The organism is Duganella sacchari (genome assembly GCF_900143065.1).
In the GTDB taxonomy this organism is placed as follows: domain Bacteria; phylum Pseudomonadota; class Gammaproteobacteria; order Burkholderiales; family Burkholderiaceae_D; genus Rugamonas; species Rugamonas sacchari.
The window spans coordinates 1-15058 of record NZ_FRCX01000013.1; the positions used below are offsets into that span (position 1 = coordinate 1).

17 protein-coding genes are annotated in these 15058 nt (G+C 58.5%); 9 read left to right on the forward strand and 8 right to left on the reverse strand.

Annotation, left to right across the window (positions count from 1 at the left end; genetic code table 11):
• Window positions 1–75 precede the first annotated feature (75 nt).
• A complete protein-coding gene (locus tag BUA36_RS24030; RefSeq protein WP_072788263.1) occupies window positions 76–447 on the forward strand; it encodes a DUF1304 domain-containing protein in 372 nt (123 codons plus the stop codon).
• Window positions 448–449: 2 nt separating this feature from the next.
• Window positions 450–647 (forward strand): entry exclusion lipoprotein TrbK, encoded by a 198-nt coding sequence (gene trbK, locus BUA36_RS24035; RefSeq protein WP_072788265.1) that lies wholly within the window; start codon window positions 450–452, stop codon window positions 645–647.
• Between the two features lie 2 nt (window positions 648–649).
• Here the strand turns inward: trbK and BUA36_RS24040 are convergent, their stop codons facing one another.
• Both BUA36_RS24040 and BUA36_RS24045 read right to left on the reverse strand, forming a co-directional pair.
• Window positions 650–2803 carry a peptidase domain-containing ABC transporter gene (locus BUA36_RS24040; protein WP_072788267.1) on the reverse strand — a complete coding sequence of 718 codons (2154 nt, stop codon included), beginning with the start codon at window positions 2801–2803 and terminating at the stop codon, window positions 650–652.
• Between the two features lie 14 nt (window positions 2804–2817).
• A complete protein-coding gene (locus BUA36_RS24045; protein WP_072788270.1) occupies window positions 2818–4089 on the reverse strand; it encodes an HlyD family secretion protein in 1272 nt (423 codons plus the stop codon).
• Window positions 4090–4323: 234 nt separating this feature from the next.
• Here BUA36_RS24045 and BUA36_RS30805 point away from each other — a divergent pair, with 234 nt between their 5' ends.
• Genes BUA36_RS30805 through BUA36_RS30815 form a run of 3 tightly spaced genes read left to right on the forward strand, consistent with a single transcriptional unit; the run spans window position 4324 to window position 4848 of the window.
• Complete coding sequence (locus BUA36_RS30805) at window positions 4324–4485, forward strand: hypothetical protein (RefSeq protein WP_167544326.1); 162 nt, start codon at window positions 4324–4326, stop codon at window positions 4483–4485.
• Window positions 4486–4499: 14 nt separating this feature from the next.
• Window positions 4500–4664, forward strand: a complete 165-nt coding sequence (locus BUA36_RS30810) for a hypothetical protein (protein WP_167544327.1) — start codon at window positions 4500–4502, stop codon at window positions 4662–4664.
• A 10-nt stretch (window positions 4665–4674) separates the two neighbouring features.
• Window positions 4675–4848 carry a hypothetical protein gene (locus BUA36_RS30815; RefSeq protein WP_167544328.1) on the forward strand — a complete coding sequence of 58 codons (174 nt, stop codon included), beginning with the start codon at window positions 4675–4677 and terminating at the stop codon, window positions 4846–4848.
• Between the two features lie 52 nt (window positions 4849–4900).
• On the opposite strand, the gene BUA36_RS24060 is transcribed toward BUA36_RS30815, so the two are convergent.
• Window positions 4901–5920, reverse strand: a complete 1020-nt coding sequence (locus BUA36_RS24060) for a hypothetical protein (RefSeq protein ID WP_072788276.1) — start codon at window positions 5918–5920, stop codon at window positions 4901–4903.
• Window positions 5921–6048: 128 nt separating this feature from the next.
• Here BUA36_RS24060 and BUA36_RS24065 point away from each other — a divergent pair, with 128 nt between their 5' ends.
• Both BUA36_RS24065 and BUA36_RS24070 read left to right on the forward strand, forming a co-directional pair.
• Window positions 6049–6339 (forward strand): ArsR/SmtB family transcription factor, encoded by a 291-nt coding sequence (locus BUA36_RS24065; protein ID WP_072788278.1) that lies wholly within the window; start codon window positions 6049–6051, stop codon window positions 6337–6339.
• An 11-nt stretch (window positions 6340–6350) separates the two neighbouring features.
• Window positions 6351–7406 carry an alkene reductase gene (locus tag BUA36_RS24070; protein WP_072788280.1) on the forward strand — a complete coding sequence of 352 codons (1056 nt, stop codon included), beginning with the start codon at window positions 6351–6353 and terminating at the stop codon, window positions 7404–7406.
• A 71-nt stretch (window positions 7407–7477) separates the two neighbouring features.
• On the opposite strand, the gene BUA36_RS24075 is transcribed toward BUA36_RS24070, so the two are convergent.
• Complete coding sequence (locus BUA36_RS24075) at window positions 7478–8431, reverse strand: MBL fold metallo-hydrolase (protein ID WP_072788282.1); 954 nt, start codon at window positions 8429–8431, stop codon at window positions 7478–7480.
• A gap of 102 nt (window positions 8432–8533) precedes the next feature.
• On the opposite strand from BUA36_RS24075, the gene BUA36_RS24080 reads away from it, so the two are divergent.
• The gene (locus BUA36_RS24080; RefSeq protein ID WP_084560317.1) at window positions 8534–9868 is read left to right on the forward strand and encodes a sigma-70 family RNA polymerase sigma factor; all 1335 of its coding nucleotides are present in this window, start codon (window positions 8534–8536) and stop codon (window positions 9866–9868) included.
• Between the two features lie 70 nt (window positions 9869–9938).
• Window positions 9939–12362, forward strand: coding sequence for a TonB-dependent siderophore receptor (locus BUA36_RS24085; RefSeq protein WP_072788286.1), 2424 nt, complete (start codon window positions 9939–9941; stop codon window positions 12360–12362).
• Here BUA36_RS24085 and BUA36_RS24090 read toward each other — a convergent pair.
• Genes BUA36_RS24090 through BUA36_RS24105 form a run of 4 tightly spaced genes read right to left on the reverse strand, consistent with a single transcriptional unit; the run spans window position 12359 to window position 15026 of the window.
• On the reverse strand, window positions 12359–13423 hold the full coding sequence (locus BUA36_RS24090; RefSeq protein WP_072788288.1) for an acetate kinase: 1065 nt from the start codon (window positions 13421–13423) through the stop codon (window positions 12359–12361). The genes BUA36_RS24085 and BUA36_RS24090 overlap by 4 nt on opposite strands.
• A gap of 17 nt (window positions 13424–13440) precedes the next feature.
• Window positions 13441–13935, reverse strand: coding sequence for a hypothetical protein (locus tag BUA36_RS24095; RefSeq protein WP_229255796.1), 495 nt, complete (start codon window positions 13933–13935; stop codon window positions 13441–13443).
• A gap of 15 nt (window positions 13936–13950) precedes the next feature.
• Complete coding sequence (locus BUA36_RS24100) at window positions 13951–14628, reverse strand: C39 family peptidase (RefSeq protein WP_072788292.1); 678 nt, start codon at window positions 14626–14628, stop codon at window positions 13951–13953.
• Window positions 14625–15026, reverse strand: a complete 402-nt coding sequence (locus BUA36_RS24105; protein WP_072788294.1) for a hypothetical protein — start codon at window positions 15024–15026, stop codon at window positions 14625–14627. Before BUA36_RS24105 ends, BUA36_RS24100 begins: the two co-directional genes overlap by 4 nt.
• Between the last annotated feature and the right edge of the window lie 32 nt (window positions 15027–15058).

Consider the following 15058-nt stretch of genomic DNA (forward strand, 5'->3'; position numbering starts at 1 on the left):
CCCGGCTGCGGTCGATTAAACTACAATCCGACTGTCCTGCCTGGGGGAATTTGACCCGGCCAAGGGTGGGGGAATTTGAAGTGGCCAACGGGGTTAGCAGCACAGATCGTCACCGCGCTCGTGGCGCTGATACACGTCTACATCGTCTTGCTGGAAACAGTATTGTTCAATACGCGCGGTCGCCGTGTCTTTGGACTGAGTAAGGAGAAGGCTCATATCGTCCAGCCGGCGATGTCGAATCAAGGCTGCTACAACGGCTTCCTGGTGGCGGCGCTGGTGATCGGCCTTCTGCATCCGGATGCGGCGATCGCCTCGGCGTTCACGGTGTTCGGCCTGGCTTGCGTTGCTGTGGCGGGTATCTGGGGTGGTGTCACGGTGAAGCGCTCTATCCTGCTGATTCAAACCCTGCCTGCCATGATCGGATTGGCGCTGCACTTCGCCGCCTGACAATGCAAACAAAATTCAATTGGATACTGCTGGCCTGCGCAGCAGCGGCGCTGGTCGTCACGGGCTACAAGGAGATGCACGCAAAACCGCAGCCGCATCTGGTGAACGAAGCCTCCTGTACGCCGGAGGCCATCAAGCGCATGGACAGCATCACCGAGCGCGCCATTCAGTCCTCGCAATGCTCGCATCGTAGTAAATAATCTTATGCGGGCTCGACAAGATCAGCACGGGCGGTGGCACCTTCATTGTTCGCAGCTGATTTGCTCGGATCGATCAGCTTGCCATCTTTGAGCAAGACAATGCGCCCAGCGCTCGCTATGGTTTCTGGGCGATGGGCAATCACAATCCGTGTCAACCCCATGGCCTGGATGGTGGCATTGACGCTTTTCTCGTTATCGATGTCGAGTTCACTGGTGGCCTCATCCAGCACCAAAATACGTGGCTGGCGGTAGAGTGCACGCGCCAGCAAGATGCGCTGTTTTTGCCCGCCGCTAATGCCGACACCGCTATCGCCAGTAATCGTGTTGTAGCCCATCGGCATACTCTCGATTTCTGTCGCCACCGCAGCCAGCCGGGCGCACTCCTTGATGCGATTCCACTCCGGCACAGGATCAAAGAAGCTGATGTTCTCGGCCACAGAGCCAGAGAACAATCTGTCTTCCTGCATGACGGTGGCAACCATATTTCGATAGGTGGTGAGGCCGACCCGATGTATCGGCTGTCCACCAACCAGCACTTCACCGTGTGTGGGCGTTAGTAAGCCGAGCATTACTTTAACCAAAGTGGTTTTTCCCCCACCTGAGCTGCCGGTAATTGCCACGCTCTCGCCAGCCTCAATTTTGAGATTGATCTTCTCAAAGACATAAGGCTCCGTGGGTGAATAGCGGAATGCGATATCGCGTAGCTCAATGCCAGGGGGGACATCGTCCAGCTCAACTTCGTCAGCGTCGTGCAGGCCGACTGCCTCAGCTTCCGCCAATACAATGTCAGCCACACGTTCACCATGCAGCTTCAGCATGTTGAATTCCACGACCTTATCAATTAACGCTGCAAGACGAGTCGAGAACTGATCCTTGTAAGCGATAAACGCAAACAGCATGCCCGTCGTAAACGCCCCGTCCAGCACTGCCATTGCAGCAAGCCATACGATCAGCACGCGCTCCAGGCCAAACAGCAAGGTCTGCGCAGTTTCATGGCTGATCCGAATGCGGTGGATTCGTAGTTCGGCATTGAATTGCTCGGCCAGGATATTCAACCAACCTGAGCGACGCTGCTCGCCTTTGCCAAACAGTCGCACGCTTTGGATACCGTTCGCGGTTTCAAAGAAGTGCGTGGTCTGCTTAGCCGCATGAATAATTTGCTCTGCGGTTGCAGTACGCATGCCGTGGAATAAGGCCCAGCGCATCAAGGCATACACGATCACGGCGAGCAAGGAAACAGCTGCGAGTCGCTGGCTATACAGCAGCATCATGCCAAACGTACCGGCCACCATGACACCGTCCACCATTGCTTGCACAAAACCACCGGTCAGAGTCTTCTGAATAGTGGTGATGGAACCGAAGCGCGACATGATATTGCCGACGTGGCGCTTTTCAAAATATTCGAGCGGCAACTTCACCATGTGCCCAAATACGTTACCTAGCCATTGGAAGTTAAGCTGCGTGCTAATTGCAGCGACGAACCAGTTGCGTACGGCACCGATGGCGCCTTGAATCAGAATCAGCAGTCCAAAGCCCAAAGCCAATGTGGTGAGCAAGTCCTTATCAGCCGATAGCAGAGCATTGTCCACAACCCATTGAAGGAAGAACGGCAAAGTAATCGATATTGCCTCCAGGCCCAATGCCAGCAGCAATATCTGCGTCAGGCCACGCTTGAGGCCAGTGATATGGCCCATTAAACCACGCAGCGTGAAGTGCAGCTTTTGCTTAGCCGGTACAAAATCCGATGCAGGGCTCAACTCCATTGCCACACCGGTGAAGTGTTTGCTGAACTCCGCCATCGTAAAACTACGCACGCCAATTGCAGGGTCATGCACAACCGCGCGGCGCCCTGATACGGAGACCAGCACGACAAAGTGATCCATGTCCCAATGGATAATGCACGGCAGCCTCAACTGAGGCAAATTATGCATATCCAGTTTGACTGGCCGCGTACTAAGTTTAAGTGCCTGCGCGATTCGGATAAGGCTTTCGAGCGTTGCCCCTTTGCGCGAAATAGAAAAGCGTAAGCGCAAGGATGCCAAGTCTGTTTCATAGCCGTGATAGTCTGCCACCATCGCCAAACTACAAAGACCACATTCGCTGGCTTCCGTTTGCAAATAAATCGGCACCTTGCGGCGCAATCCGATCCGATCCATTCAATACAACTCCATCATAAACGGCTGGTGATGCCGAGCAGCGGCTCTAATATCCATTCGACCAAGGTGCGATGTTCAAGCACTAAAGTGGCGGACAACTGCATGCCCGGTTTAAGCAAGTATGATCGCCCCCCTGCGACGACGTCCTGCGCATGCAGACTAACGCGTACACGATAGACTGGTTCAGTCAACATTGCAGAATGTCCTGGGCCAGCTTGCACAGCGCCTGCTGGCTGCAATTCTATTGGCGAGATCGTTGTCATCGATACCTCGCGTATTCGGCCATGGAACTGACCAAATTTCTGATAGGGGAAAGCATCGTAACGCAACAGGACTTCCGTGCCAGGGCGGATGAAGCCGGCGGCGCGAGTAGGCACATACAGTTCAGCTTCCAGTTTGCTGTCTGCAGGCAGCAAACTTCCAAGGCGCTGCTCCATTGATACTGGCTGCCCCTGGTCGACAACGATGCCTGCCAGACGGCCACTTGCATCTGCCCGAACGACCAATTGACGTTTGGCTTCGTTTTCGCTGGCTTCCTGCCTGAGTTCTTCCATATTCCGTTTGAGCGTGGAGGCTTCGCGACTACTTTGCAATGGAAGATCTGCTTGCAAGGCGGTTAGCGCAGCGATTTCGCGCTGAGTGGTCAGGCGCTGGCCTTCGATCGCAGAAATGCGGGCCTGCTGCTCAAGCATTTCTGCGGTCTTTTGGCTGGCGGAATTTCGGGAAATAGTGCCCTCAACCGCAAGGCTATTTAAGTTGGCGGCGAGCTCGCGCAGGATGTCGGCTTTGCGCCGTTGTAAAGCCAATTCACCGTCCAGTTGTTTCAGACTGGCATTAAGATTATCCAGGCGCTGATGTATCTCTTTCTCTTTGTTACCGCTTTGCACTCCCTGATGTTGGATTTCTTTGTTTAGATACCCCATCCGGGAGGATAACGCCTCATTGATCGCGGCTTGAGTGTCGCCTTTGGTGCTGGTGCGCTCGCTGGTCAGCACGAACACAGGATCGCCAACCTGTAGCAAATCCCCCTCTTTGGCCTGAATTCCGGTGATGACGCCTGATTGCGGCGCAGCGATGCGTACAACTCCGCGATCAGGCACCACGATACCGCTGACGGTTTCCTTACGCGTAAATCCGTGAGTAAAAGCAAAGATAAATACTGCTACGACGATAATACAGAAGAACAAAGTCAATGCCAGATACGACCAGGTACTTGCCAGGACAATGGCTCCGTGTAGCCGTTGGTTCTTATGCGCAACCGCTTCCGGCCGGAACAATTGACTCATCAAGACTCTTTCTTCACTGGCAAAAAAAGTGGACGCACACGCGTCCACTGAGTTGCTTATATGCTACCGGAATTGATATTTTTCCGCAATGCAAATTTCCTCGTTGCATCTGCAGCAGAGCTCTGCTACGCTCTATTTATAAAAACATAATTTGTCATTTCAAACAATTCACGTTCGGAACCAGCCTGAGTTTTACTAGCTTGAGTTCCGCAGCGCTAAAACTGAGGGCCAATTTTGCGTATCCCACTTTTCATCAAAGAAGTAAAACAATTCTTCACGCCAACCGCAACCAGCGCCGCTGAGCCATCAACTTCTTTAGCTAATGTTCAGCCTCTGAAATCTGAAGAATATGCGTTTATCGCTGGCGCTCCACAGCTCGAAAATGAACCGGATTGATAAAGGAGGTTGACATGCCTATCCCATTTTTCATCAAAGAAATAAAACAATTCTTCACGCAGGTCGTAGCGAGCGTCAGTGCGTCATCAATTTCTTTAGCTAATGTTCAGCCGCTGAAAGTTAAAGAGTATGCGTTTATCGCTGGCGCCCCTCAAGTTGAAAATGCCCCCCAAGGATAAGGAGCTCTACATGCGCATCCCATTTTTTACAAATAAGAAGTCATCCGACGCCATCATCGTCGTCGCCTTATCGGAGAAAGTCAGAGACGTTCAATTCACTCCTATCATGCAGGAATTGGTACCTGCTGACTGTGCTGCCGTCGCTGGCGGGCCAGAAAGTGAAGTGGGCAATGGTACACGCTGATCTATTCATTTAATTTAGATAGTAGACGCTCAGTCTAGTCTGAGCAGCCGACCTAGCTACGCAGGCTAGGCAGCGTAAGCGTCGGTGCAGAAGACGATGCTGTCTCTGAGGCTGGCTTGGCGCCGGTGCCGCGCAGCGCCAGCAGCCAGCCGATGCCGTCGAACCAGAATGGCGATCCGAGCGAAGCGGCAAATGCGGTCGCCATCCAGCCCATCAACGCGAAGACCAGTGCGATCATGAATGCTGCGGCGCCTTTGCCGCTTACTTCGTCGAAACGCGTGGCTGGCCAGCCGATTGGCAGCGTTTGCAGTTCCTGGGCTTGGGCCTTGGCCTGCTTGGCTTGTGATTGAGCCGTCGTATCAGCCGGCACGGCAGGAGGTGCCGGTGGTTGGACTGCTTGCGCCTTCTGCACCAGTTGCGCGGTCAACGCTGAATCGTTCCACAAACGCTGCGACAACTGCAGCGCATCAATGTTCATCGCGCTCGCGTAAAACAGGCCGATCAGGAACAGTACGAACTGCGAGCGGCGCTTGTACCAGCCACTGGTGCGCTCCATCACGGTGTCGTACCAGATGCGGACGGCATTTTCCAGCGCCGCCGCGTCATCTTCCCCTTCTCCCATAATCGCTTGCAGCGTGCGCGTCAGCCCTTCATTGCCGACGCTGTTCAACAACACGGCGGCTGTCTGCCCTTTACCGTAACGCGTGGTCAGCGTGGATACAAACGCCCGCGCGAAAATCGCCGATGGAATGTAGGACGGCATGCGCCCTTGCTGCGCCAGCCCGGTGATCAGGGGATGCTGCATCACCTCGGCAGTCAGTGATTTGTCACTGAGCTTCTGCAGCCCGAAACCGCCTTCCAGTCGCAGCAGCCGTTGGACCGATGGCCAGATGCCGCGCAGCCGCGCCTTGTCTTCCGGTTCGTGCAGCAGCGTCAGTACCCCATCCAGCAGCATCTTGGCGCGTGTCTGGAACAGCGAGGCGATCGCTTCCCGCGTAGCACTGCACAGCAAGCTTGTGGCCATGAAAGTGTAGGCCAGGCCTATCGCCACATCCAGATAATGACTCGACATTCCATCCTCGTTAAATTTCCAGCAATGTTCTCACAACATAAAGGATTTTTTGGCCGCCAGCACGCTTTTTATTTATATCGTAGAATTCCGATATTGAAATCGGAAAAACACGATACATATAGACCACCATGGACATAGACGCCATCCACAAAGCCCTCGCCAACCCGATGCGGCGCCAGATTCTGGCGTGGCTGAAGGAGCCCGAGGTGTATTTCGCGGAACAGCAACACCCGCTGAGCCTGGGCGTATGCGCCGGCATGATTGACCGTCGTGCCGGGCTGTCGCAATCGACGATGTCTGCCCACCTGGCCGTGCTGGTCAAGGCCGGGCTGGTCACGTCGCAGCGCGTAGGCCAGTGGAATTACTTTAAACGTGATGAAGAAGTCATCAAGGCCTTCATCGACCAAATGCAACTATAGGGAGCCTTACCATGCCAACTCTGTTCGATCCAATCACCATCGGCGATATCACACTGAAAAACCGCGTCATCATGGCGCCCCTGACCCGTGCCCGCGCCATCGGTGGCGGCCGCGTGCCGAACGCGCTGATGGCCAAGTATTACGAGCAACGCGCTACCGCCGGCCTGATCCTGAGCGAAGCCACTGCCGTCACGCCACAAGGCGTGGGCTATGCCGATACGCCGGGCCTGTGGTCCGATGAGCAGGTGGAAGGCTGGAAGCAAGTCACCGCCGCCGTGCACGCCAAGGGCGGCGTGATTTTCGCGCAGCTGTGGCATGTGGGCCGTATCTCGGATCCAAGCTTCCTGAACGGCGAAGCGCCCGTGTCGGCCAGCGCGATTGCAGCGGAAGGCCATGTGAGCCTGCTGCGTCCGCAACGCCCGTACCCGGTGCCGCGCGCGCTGGAGACTTCGGAACTGGCCGGTGTGGTGGCTGCTTATAAAAAAGCTGCCGAGAACGCCAAGAAGGCTGGCTTTGATGGCGTACAAATTCACGGCGCCAACGGCTATCTGCTGGACCAGTTCCTGCAAAGTAAAACCAACCAGCGTACCGATAACTACGGCGGTTCGGTTGAAAACCGTGCACGTCTGATGCTGGAAGTCACCGATGCTGTGATTGAAGTCTGGGGCGCTGACCGTGTCGGCATGCACCTGGCGCCGCGCCGCGATTCGCACGATATGGGCGATGCCAACCCGGCCGAGACCTTCGGCTATGTGGCGCGCGAACTGGGCAAGCGCAAGATTGCGTTCATCGCTGCGCGTGAAGCGGTGGGTGACGATAGCCTGGGCCCGCTGCTGAAGAAGGAATTTGGCGGCGTGTTTATCGCGAATGAGAAGATGGACAAGTCCGTTGCGCAGCAGGTGCTGGATAGCGGCAACGCGGATGCGATCGCATTTGGCAAGGACTACATTTCCAACCCGGATCTGGTGCGCCGCCTGGAAATCGATGCGCCGCTGAACAAGTGGAATGCCGATACTTTCTATGCACCGGGCGAAGTTGGTTATACCGACTACCCTGCCCTGGCTTGATTAGTACCCCGCAGCCCGCACGGCTGCGGGGTCTGACCCCGTCCGGGGTCAGCCCCCTCCATCGCTGAGGGTTAACGCGGTTGCGTGTAGTTCACTGGTACGAACACGTAGCCGCCTTTGCTGCTCACGCGCACATGGCCCAGCGCCGGGAACGACAGGTGCGGCGCGCCAATCAAATAGCCATCCTTGGCCGCTGCGGCAAACGCTTCCTTGCGTTCGGCAATTGCAATTTTGCTGTCCATGTCGAACTGGATGCCGACGCCCGGATCTTCAAACTGCACCGCCTGCACGTGCAACAGGTCACCCAGTAACACCAGCTTCTGCCCTTTGCTTTCCACCACATACGTGATGTGGCCTGGCGTATGCCCGCCGTTGAAGTAGGATTTAATCCCCGGCACCAGCTCGGTATTGGCGACGATAGGCTGGAACTTGCCGGCCTTGACGTAGGGATTAATCGACATCATCGGCCCCTGGAAATTATCCTTGGCTTCGCCGGAAGCCTTGTCCAGATTGGTCTGGTTCAAATAGTAGTCCGCATCCAGCTTGCCCGCGCGCACCACCGCATTCGGGAACACGCGCTGTTCATTGGACGCCAACCCACCGACGTGGTCGCCATGCATATGGCTGATGTAGACTTCATCGACCTGCTCCGGCTTGTAGCCGGACGCTTTCAGATTGGTCACAAGCTGGCCCAGCGTTGGGCCGAACAGGCTGGCGGCGCCGGTGTCGATCAACACCAGCTTGGTACCCGTGTTAATCAGGAAGCCGTTGACCGAGGTTTGCAAAGGGCTTTTCTGGAACGACTTGTCCAGCGCAGCGATGGTCTTGGCCGGCGGCTGTTTCAGCAGTTTTTCCACCGGCAGGTCCAGCGTGCCGTCGTTGAGCACCGTGACTTCAAAATCGCCCAGCGTGGTGCGATAAAAACCAGGCGCCTGGAAACGGGCCATCGGCGCGGCGGCGTGCGCGGCTGTCGCGGCCAGCAAGGTGGCGATGAGGGCCAAAGGCTTCAAAATACTCGTGGACATGACTTCCCTTATTTTTGATTGATGTCAGAAACACTACCATACCTCAAAAGCATTGCTTGCACATTCTGCTATCGACAAACGGCCGGATCTCGCTTAACATGAATGCAAATAATTCTCATTACGTTTTTGCCGGTGTCTGTCAATCCGCTTCCCTCCCCTACCTTCGAGACGCTGTATCTTGATCATCACGCCTGGCTCAGAAGCTGGCTGCACCGTCGCCTCGACAACAGCAGCGAAGCGTCGGATCTGGCGCAGGATACCTTCGTCAATGTCATCACCACCGGCTACGTCGAGGAGATACGTGAACCACGGCCATTCCTGGCGACGATCGCCAGGCGCCTGCTGGCCCACCACCATCGCCGCCACATCCTGGAAAGCGCTTACCTGGAGGCGCTCGCCGCCCTGCCACCAGACTGCACGCCCGCACCGGAAATGCGCCTGATGGCGTTGCAGGCACTGCAGGAAGTCGACCAGGCACTGGCTGGCTTGCCGCCCGCCGTCAAAGAAACCTTTCTGCTGGCGCAGCTCGAAGGCCTGACGTATGAGCAGATTGCCGCGCGCCTCGACGTGTCGACCAGTTCAGTCAAGCAGTACCTGGCGCGCGCGAACCGGCAGTGCATCGATTCCGTGTGCGAGCGCTTCAACCAGCTGCATGGTGCTGCCGCCTATCAGGCCTTGTCGCCGATGCGCAAACCGGCTTCGCCGGGCCGGCGCAAAAGCATCGCATTGCTGCTGGGCCTCGGCGCCGCTGGCGGTGCTGGCGTGTTCGGATCCCGTTCGCAGCCATGGCAGCAGCTGGCTGCCGATCTACATACCGGCGTGGGCGAGCAGCGGGAGTGGACGCTGTCCGATGGCACCCGCGTGCTGTTGAATACCAGTAGTGCGGTCAACGTGCGGTTTGACGGCAAGCAGCGTCTGCTCACGCTGGTGGCTGGCGAGATCCGGGTCATCAGCGGCCATCGCACCACCGACAAAGAACGGCCTTTGCTGGTGCAGACGGCAGAAGGCCGGGTGCGCGCCCTGGGAACCGCATTTACCGTGCGTCAGCAGGATGGCCGCACCGAGGTCGCCGTGCAGCAAAGCGCCGTGGAAATGACACCCGCCGCCGCAACGGGCAGTGTGCGCCTGCTGCGTGCCGGCCAGCGCGCGTGGTTCACCGCCGCCGACATCGGCCCGGCCCTGCCCGCATCCGCCGACCATGCCGCCTGGACGCTGGGGGCCATGGTTGCCGACAATATGCGCCTGGACGATTTCCTGATGGAGCTGGGCCGCTATCGCTGCGGCGTCCTGCGTTGCGATCCGGCCGTCGCCGGGCTGCGCTTGTCCGGCGTATTCCCGCTCAAGGACACCAGTGCGATTCTGGCCATGCTGCCAGCGTCCTTGCCCGTGCGGATCCGCTCGGTGAGCCGGTATTGGATCACGGTCGATAAAAAATAATTATTTTCTGCCCGATTTCAAATCTCGCGGCACCTATCAAGTAAGACCGTTTTTTACTTGAGGAATAGCGATGCAAAACCATTTCAAGCGCAGCCCGATTGCCTGCGCCATTTCCCTGATGTTGTGCCTGGGTGCAAGCATGCCGCAAGCGCAAGCGCAGAACACGCCGGCATTGCGCGCGCAGGTGCAGGAGTTCAATATCCCGGCAGGTCAGCTGGCCCCTGCCCTGCGCAGCTTTGCCATGACGGCCGGCGTGACGCTGATTTTTACACCCGAGCAGACTGACTATAAAAACACCGCCGGCCTGCGCGGCGTCTACCTCGTGCCAGATGGCTTTGCCGAACTGCTGGCCGGCTCGGGCCTGGAAGCGGCGCGCGTGGAGAATGGCTATGTGCTGCGTCCGGTCACGGCCGCAGCGCAAGCGGGCCACGAAACCGCCTTGCCGGCAGTGACCGTCAGCGCCAGCCGTCCACTGACAACGGAAGGCACGGGCTCGTACACGGCATCGGCGGCGACCACGGCAACCCGCATGGAATTGTCGCTGCGCGAAACGCCGCAATCGGTCAGCGTGCTGACGCGCCACCAGATTGACGACCAGGGACTGGTCACGCTGGACGATGCGGTTAAAAACATCACCGGCCTGGTGATGCAGAAAGGCTATTACTCGGGCAATTCCGGCAGCTTCAGTGCGCGCGGCTTCCCGATCACCAATATGCTGCTTGACGGCCTGCCCACCAGCATGGGCGCCAATGGCACGTTCAACGCCGACAATGCCGATCTGGTCATCTACGACCGCATTGAAGTGGTGCGCGGCGCCAATGGCCTGACCAGCGGCAGCGGCAATCCGTCTGCCGCCATCAACATGGTGCGCAAGCGTCCGACGGCCGATCAGCAAGTCTCGCTGACGGCCAGCGCCGGCCGCTGGAACGACTACCAGTTGCAGCTCGACGCCGCCAACGCGCTCAATGAAGCCAAAACCCTGCGCGGCCGCACCGTCATCAGCGTACAGGACAAAGACAATTTCTACGATGTCGCGCACGACCGCATACAACATGTCTACGGCATTATCGAAGCCGACATTGCGCCGGGCGCCACGCTGACCGTCGGCGCGCATTATCGCAAGCTGAAAAATATTGGCGGCTACCAGGAATTTCCGACCCACGACAATGGCGCGCAACTGAATCTGCCACGCTCCACCACACTGGGCAACGCCTACGATTTCTGGCACCAGACCGACAAGACCATCTTTGCAGAACTGGAGCAGCGCTTTGGCAAGGGCTGGAAGGCCAGACTGTCGGCCATCAAGAAGTGGCAGGACCTCGATACCATCTTCTCGTCCTTCGGCGGCAGCGAAGGCGCCTATACGCAAAACAGCCAGGCCTACAAACTGGATAACCAGCAAAGCAGCTTCGACGCCAATGTTGGCGGTCCATTCTCCTTGCTGGGGCGCGCGCATGAAGTGTCTATCGGCGTCAGCCGCCGCAAGGCGTTCAACAATAACTATGGCGACTGGGGCGTGCGCGATACGCCGCTGGCGCTCGATCCCTTCCACTGGGATCCTTATGCGGCGTCGCGCCCGGTGGCCAACTACGACCGCTGGGCCACCGTCAGCACCTTGCGCGAAACCGGCCTGTATGGCGCGGCGCGGTTCAGCGTTACCGATCCGCTGTCGGTAATCGTTGGCGCCCGCAGCAGCTGGTATGACTACACCAATGAGCGCAGCCACGACGGCTACAAGGTCACACGCGAAATCACGCCCTATGCCGGCGCCGTCTACGACCTCAACACCACGCACTCACTGTACGCCAGCTGGACGCAGATCTTCCAGCCGCAAAGCGCGGTGGATGTGAACGGCAACCTGCTCAAGCCGGTCACCGGCACCAATTACGAAGCCGGCGTCAAAGGCGAGTATTTCGGCGGCCTGCTGAATGCCAGCCTGGCGGTGTTCCAGGTCAGCCAGGAAAACCGTGCGATGACAGACCGCAGCGGCCCATCGCCTTGCCCGGGTAGCGGCGCGACATTCTGCTCGCGCGCCTCAGGCAAAGTGGAAAGCAAGGGCATGGAGTTTGAAGTCAGCGGCGAGCTGACACCGGGCTGGCAGGCGACCGCCGGCTATGCTTATGTGTCGGCCAAATATGTGACCGACTCCAATGCCGCCAACATCGGCAAGCTGTTTGATCCTGATTTGCCGCGCCACCAGTTCAAGGCCTCCACCAGCTATCGCCTGCCAGGCGACTTGCAGCGCTGGCGCGTAGGCGGCTCGGTGACCACGCAAAATGCCGTCTACTCGTCCGACGATGCCAGCGTTCAGCAAGGCGGTTATGCCGTGGTCGGCCTGCATGCTGGCTACCAGTTCGACGATCACCTCAGCCTGCGCCTGAATGTGAATAATGTGTTCGACAAGACTTACCTGCAGGGCATAGGCTGGACCGGTGGCGGCAACACCTACGGTGCGCCGCGCAATGCTACGTTGACGCTGAACTACAAGCTTTAAAACGTCAGCGGCAGCCGGAGCGACAACTGCACGTCCGGCGTGTCGCGGGTGAGACCAGCGCCCACCGTGACATTCACGGTGCGCTTCTCGTTGATCCGGTAGGAAAAGCCTACCAGCAGCGTACCCAGCTGGGTACGCACCGATCCCGGTACCGTCACGCCGTTCTGCCGCGTGCGGGCGATGGAACTATGGTCGTAGCCAAAGCTGATCAGTGCACGGTCGTTGAGCGCCAGGCCTACGCCAAAGTTAAAGCCAAACACATCGCCAGGCGCCACGGTTCCCAAGGGCTCCCACTGGCCATTCAAGACCTTGCGGTTGACGCCGCTGCGCTTGAAGTTGTGCAGGTAGCTGACGCTGCCAAACAGTATCGCCGGGTCGCTGGGATAGAGCCACGTCACGCTCGGTTGCAAGGCATAGAAGCCAGAGCCGGTGGGCAGCTCCAGCGGCAGTCCTGTGCCGGTGACGTTGGGGCCGATGCAGCGTGGGCTGCAATCCGTCACCACATTGAAAGGATCGATCCCGGTGCGCGATTTGACGCGCAGTCCGGCGACGTAAAAAGCCTGGTCGCCGCCGCCCTCATTCAACTGATAGCGCAGCCCCAGTTCAGCATCCCCCATGCCTTTGCCGCTGGTGTCGAATACATTGTCGACGCCAGTGCCGGTGAACACTTCGCGGCTCACGGTGGAGTCGCTGCGGTACACATACGGCAGCTTGATTTCCAGTTCGGCGCGCCGGCTCAGGCCGTAGCGGAGGGTCAGCGCAGCCGTGGTGGTATTGCGCTTGACCTCGCGCACATCCACCAGGCCGATCAACAACGCCGGGATGATGGTGTACCCGACCAGTACCACCCGGTTGCTGGAGGCATAGCCAAACTGCAGTGATGGCTCCAGCACCAGTTTACCGCGCGGCGTCAGCACGCCGGGCTGCTCGAACAGCGGGGCGACGGCGGGCGGCCGGCTGTCGCCAGCCGGCGCCTCCCCCACCTGATTTTGCGCCTGCGCCCACACACACCATGACAACATCGCCAGCACACTGGCTTGCCGCTTCGTACTCGAACGCATCGCCGCTCCTTGATGGATTACTTGACGATTGCAGCGCTCAAGGCATCGCGCAGACTGCTTTCAAAATTCACCGCCTTGAGCATGGCCAGATTGCTGACGGTGGTGCTAATCGTCGTCTGGCTGCGTATCGCCTGATCGTTGACGCTGTTCTGTATGACCAGCGCGCCCAGTCCCTGCGGGGACAGCGGCTCGGCCAGGTTGCCGGCGCCATTCTGTACCACCACGGCAGCCAGCGCATCGCTGGCCATCGCGGCTTCCGCAGCACTCAACTGTGTCATATCGGCGATGGAAAAATGGGTACTGGCTACAACACTGCCATTGATCGAAACCAAACGTTCAACACCTAGCGAAACCTGCAGGCCGCCGCCCAGCGAAAAACCGCCGCGCGCTTGCGCCAGCTGGCTGTCATCCACCGCAGTCCAGTCATCCGTTGGATCCGGTGTGCCAGCACCAGCGGAGGCCATCGCACCGCAAAACAGCAGCATCAGCCAGGGCCAATGACGGGTAGGCATAAGAAGTCCTCCCTATTAATAGTTGCCACTGCCATTCTTGGGCAGGGTCAGGTCGGTCAGGCTGCCACGGTTGATCGCGGCATCCAGCGGTGCCTGCGGCGCCAGCCGCCACTCCGCTACCTGGTTAAAGTGTGGCTGGCCGGCCCAGTTATGGATCACAAACAGCAGCCGGTCTGGCCACATCGCTTCAAACGCATCCCGGCGCAGCGCCCGCGTGCCGCCGGCCGGATCGCCGATCAGCACCCGTTGCTGGTCCATGCCTTTGATGACGACAAAATGCAGATAGCCATTATCGACGATCCGCACAATTGCCGGAAAGCGCGCCTCGGCCAGCTTTTGCAGCGGCTGCTGATAGCCGTCGGCGATAAAGCCCAGCTGCGCCAGGTAGCGCTTCATGTCCAGCAGCGAGAATCCTTCGCGCTGGATTTTTTGCTGGTCGCCCTCGGCGTACATGGCCGAGAATACCTGCTCCTCGCTGACGGGCTTGTCGTAGTGGTAGCTCAGCAGCGTCGCCAGCGCGGCTGAGCCGCAACTGAAATCGTGCTGCTGATGCACCGTCGAGCGGAAGCGCGCTTCCTTGAGGCTGGTCACATGCAGCGTAAAGCCCGCGCCGCCAACGCTGGGCAGGTCCGCCGCAGTCGCCGCTCCCATGCACAGCGCTGCGGTCAACAAAATAAGGGATAGTGATTTCATTGCATCTGGATGTTGATGATGGTGGCGTTCTGTATCAGCACATTGGCGCCGGAATTCTGGATCGCGACCGGCAGTCCGGACGCATTACTGAATGAGGCATTGCCGATCGTGTTGGCGCCCGTGACCACATTCACTGCGGCATTGCCACTGACCGCGCCGTTCAACTGCATATCGTTGCTGACCGTGTCGGCGCCGCCGCGCAAACGCGCCAGGCGTGTTGCTGGTGCAGGTGCACTGTCGAATCCCGGCGGGTCGGCGACCTTGACCTCCACGACAGGCACCAACAGCGGCCTGGCCGCCGCAGGCTCGGACACGGCTGCCAATGGACCGGCAGCACCGCTCTGCCAGCACGTGGTGCATAGCAGTCCGGCACCGAGAAATTTACTGAGTGATTGCATAGCGTCTCCCTGAGAGTGGCGCGGTGGGGCGC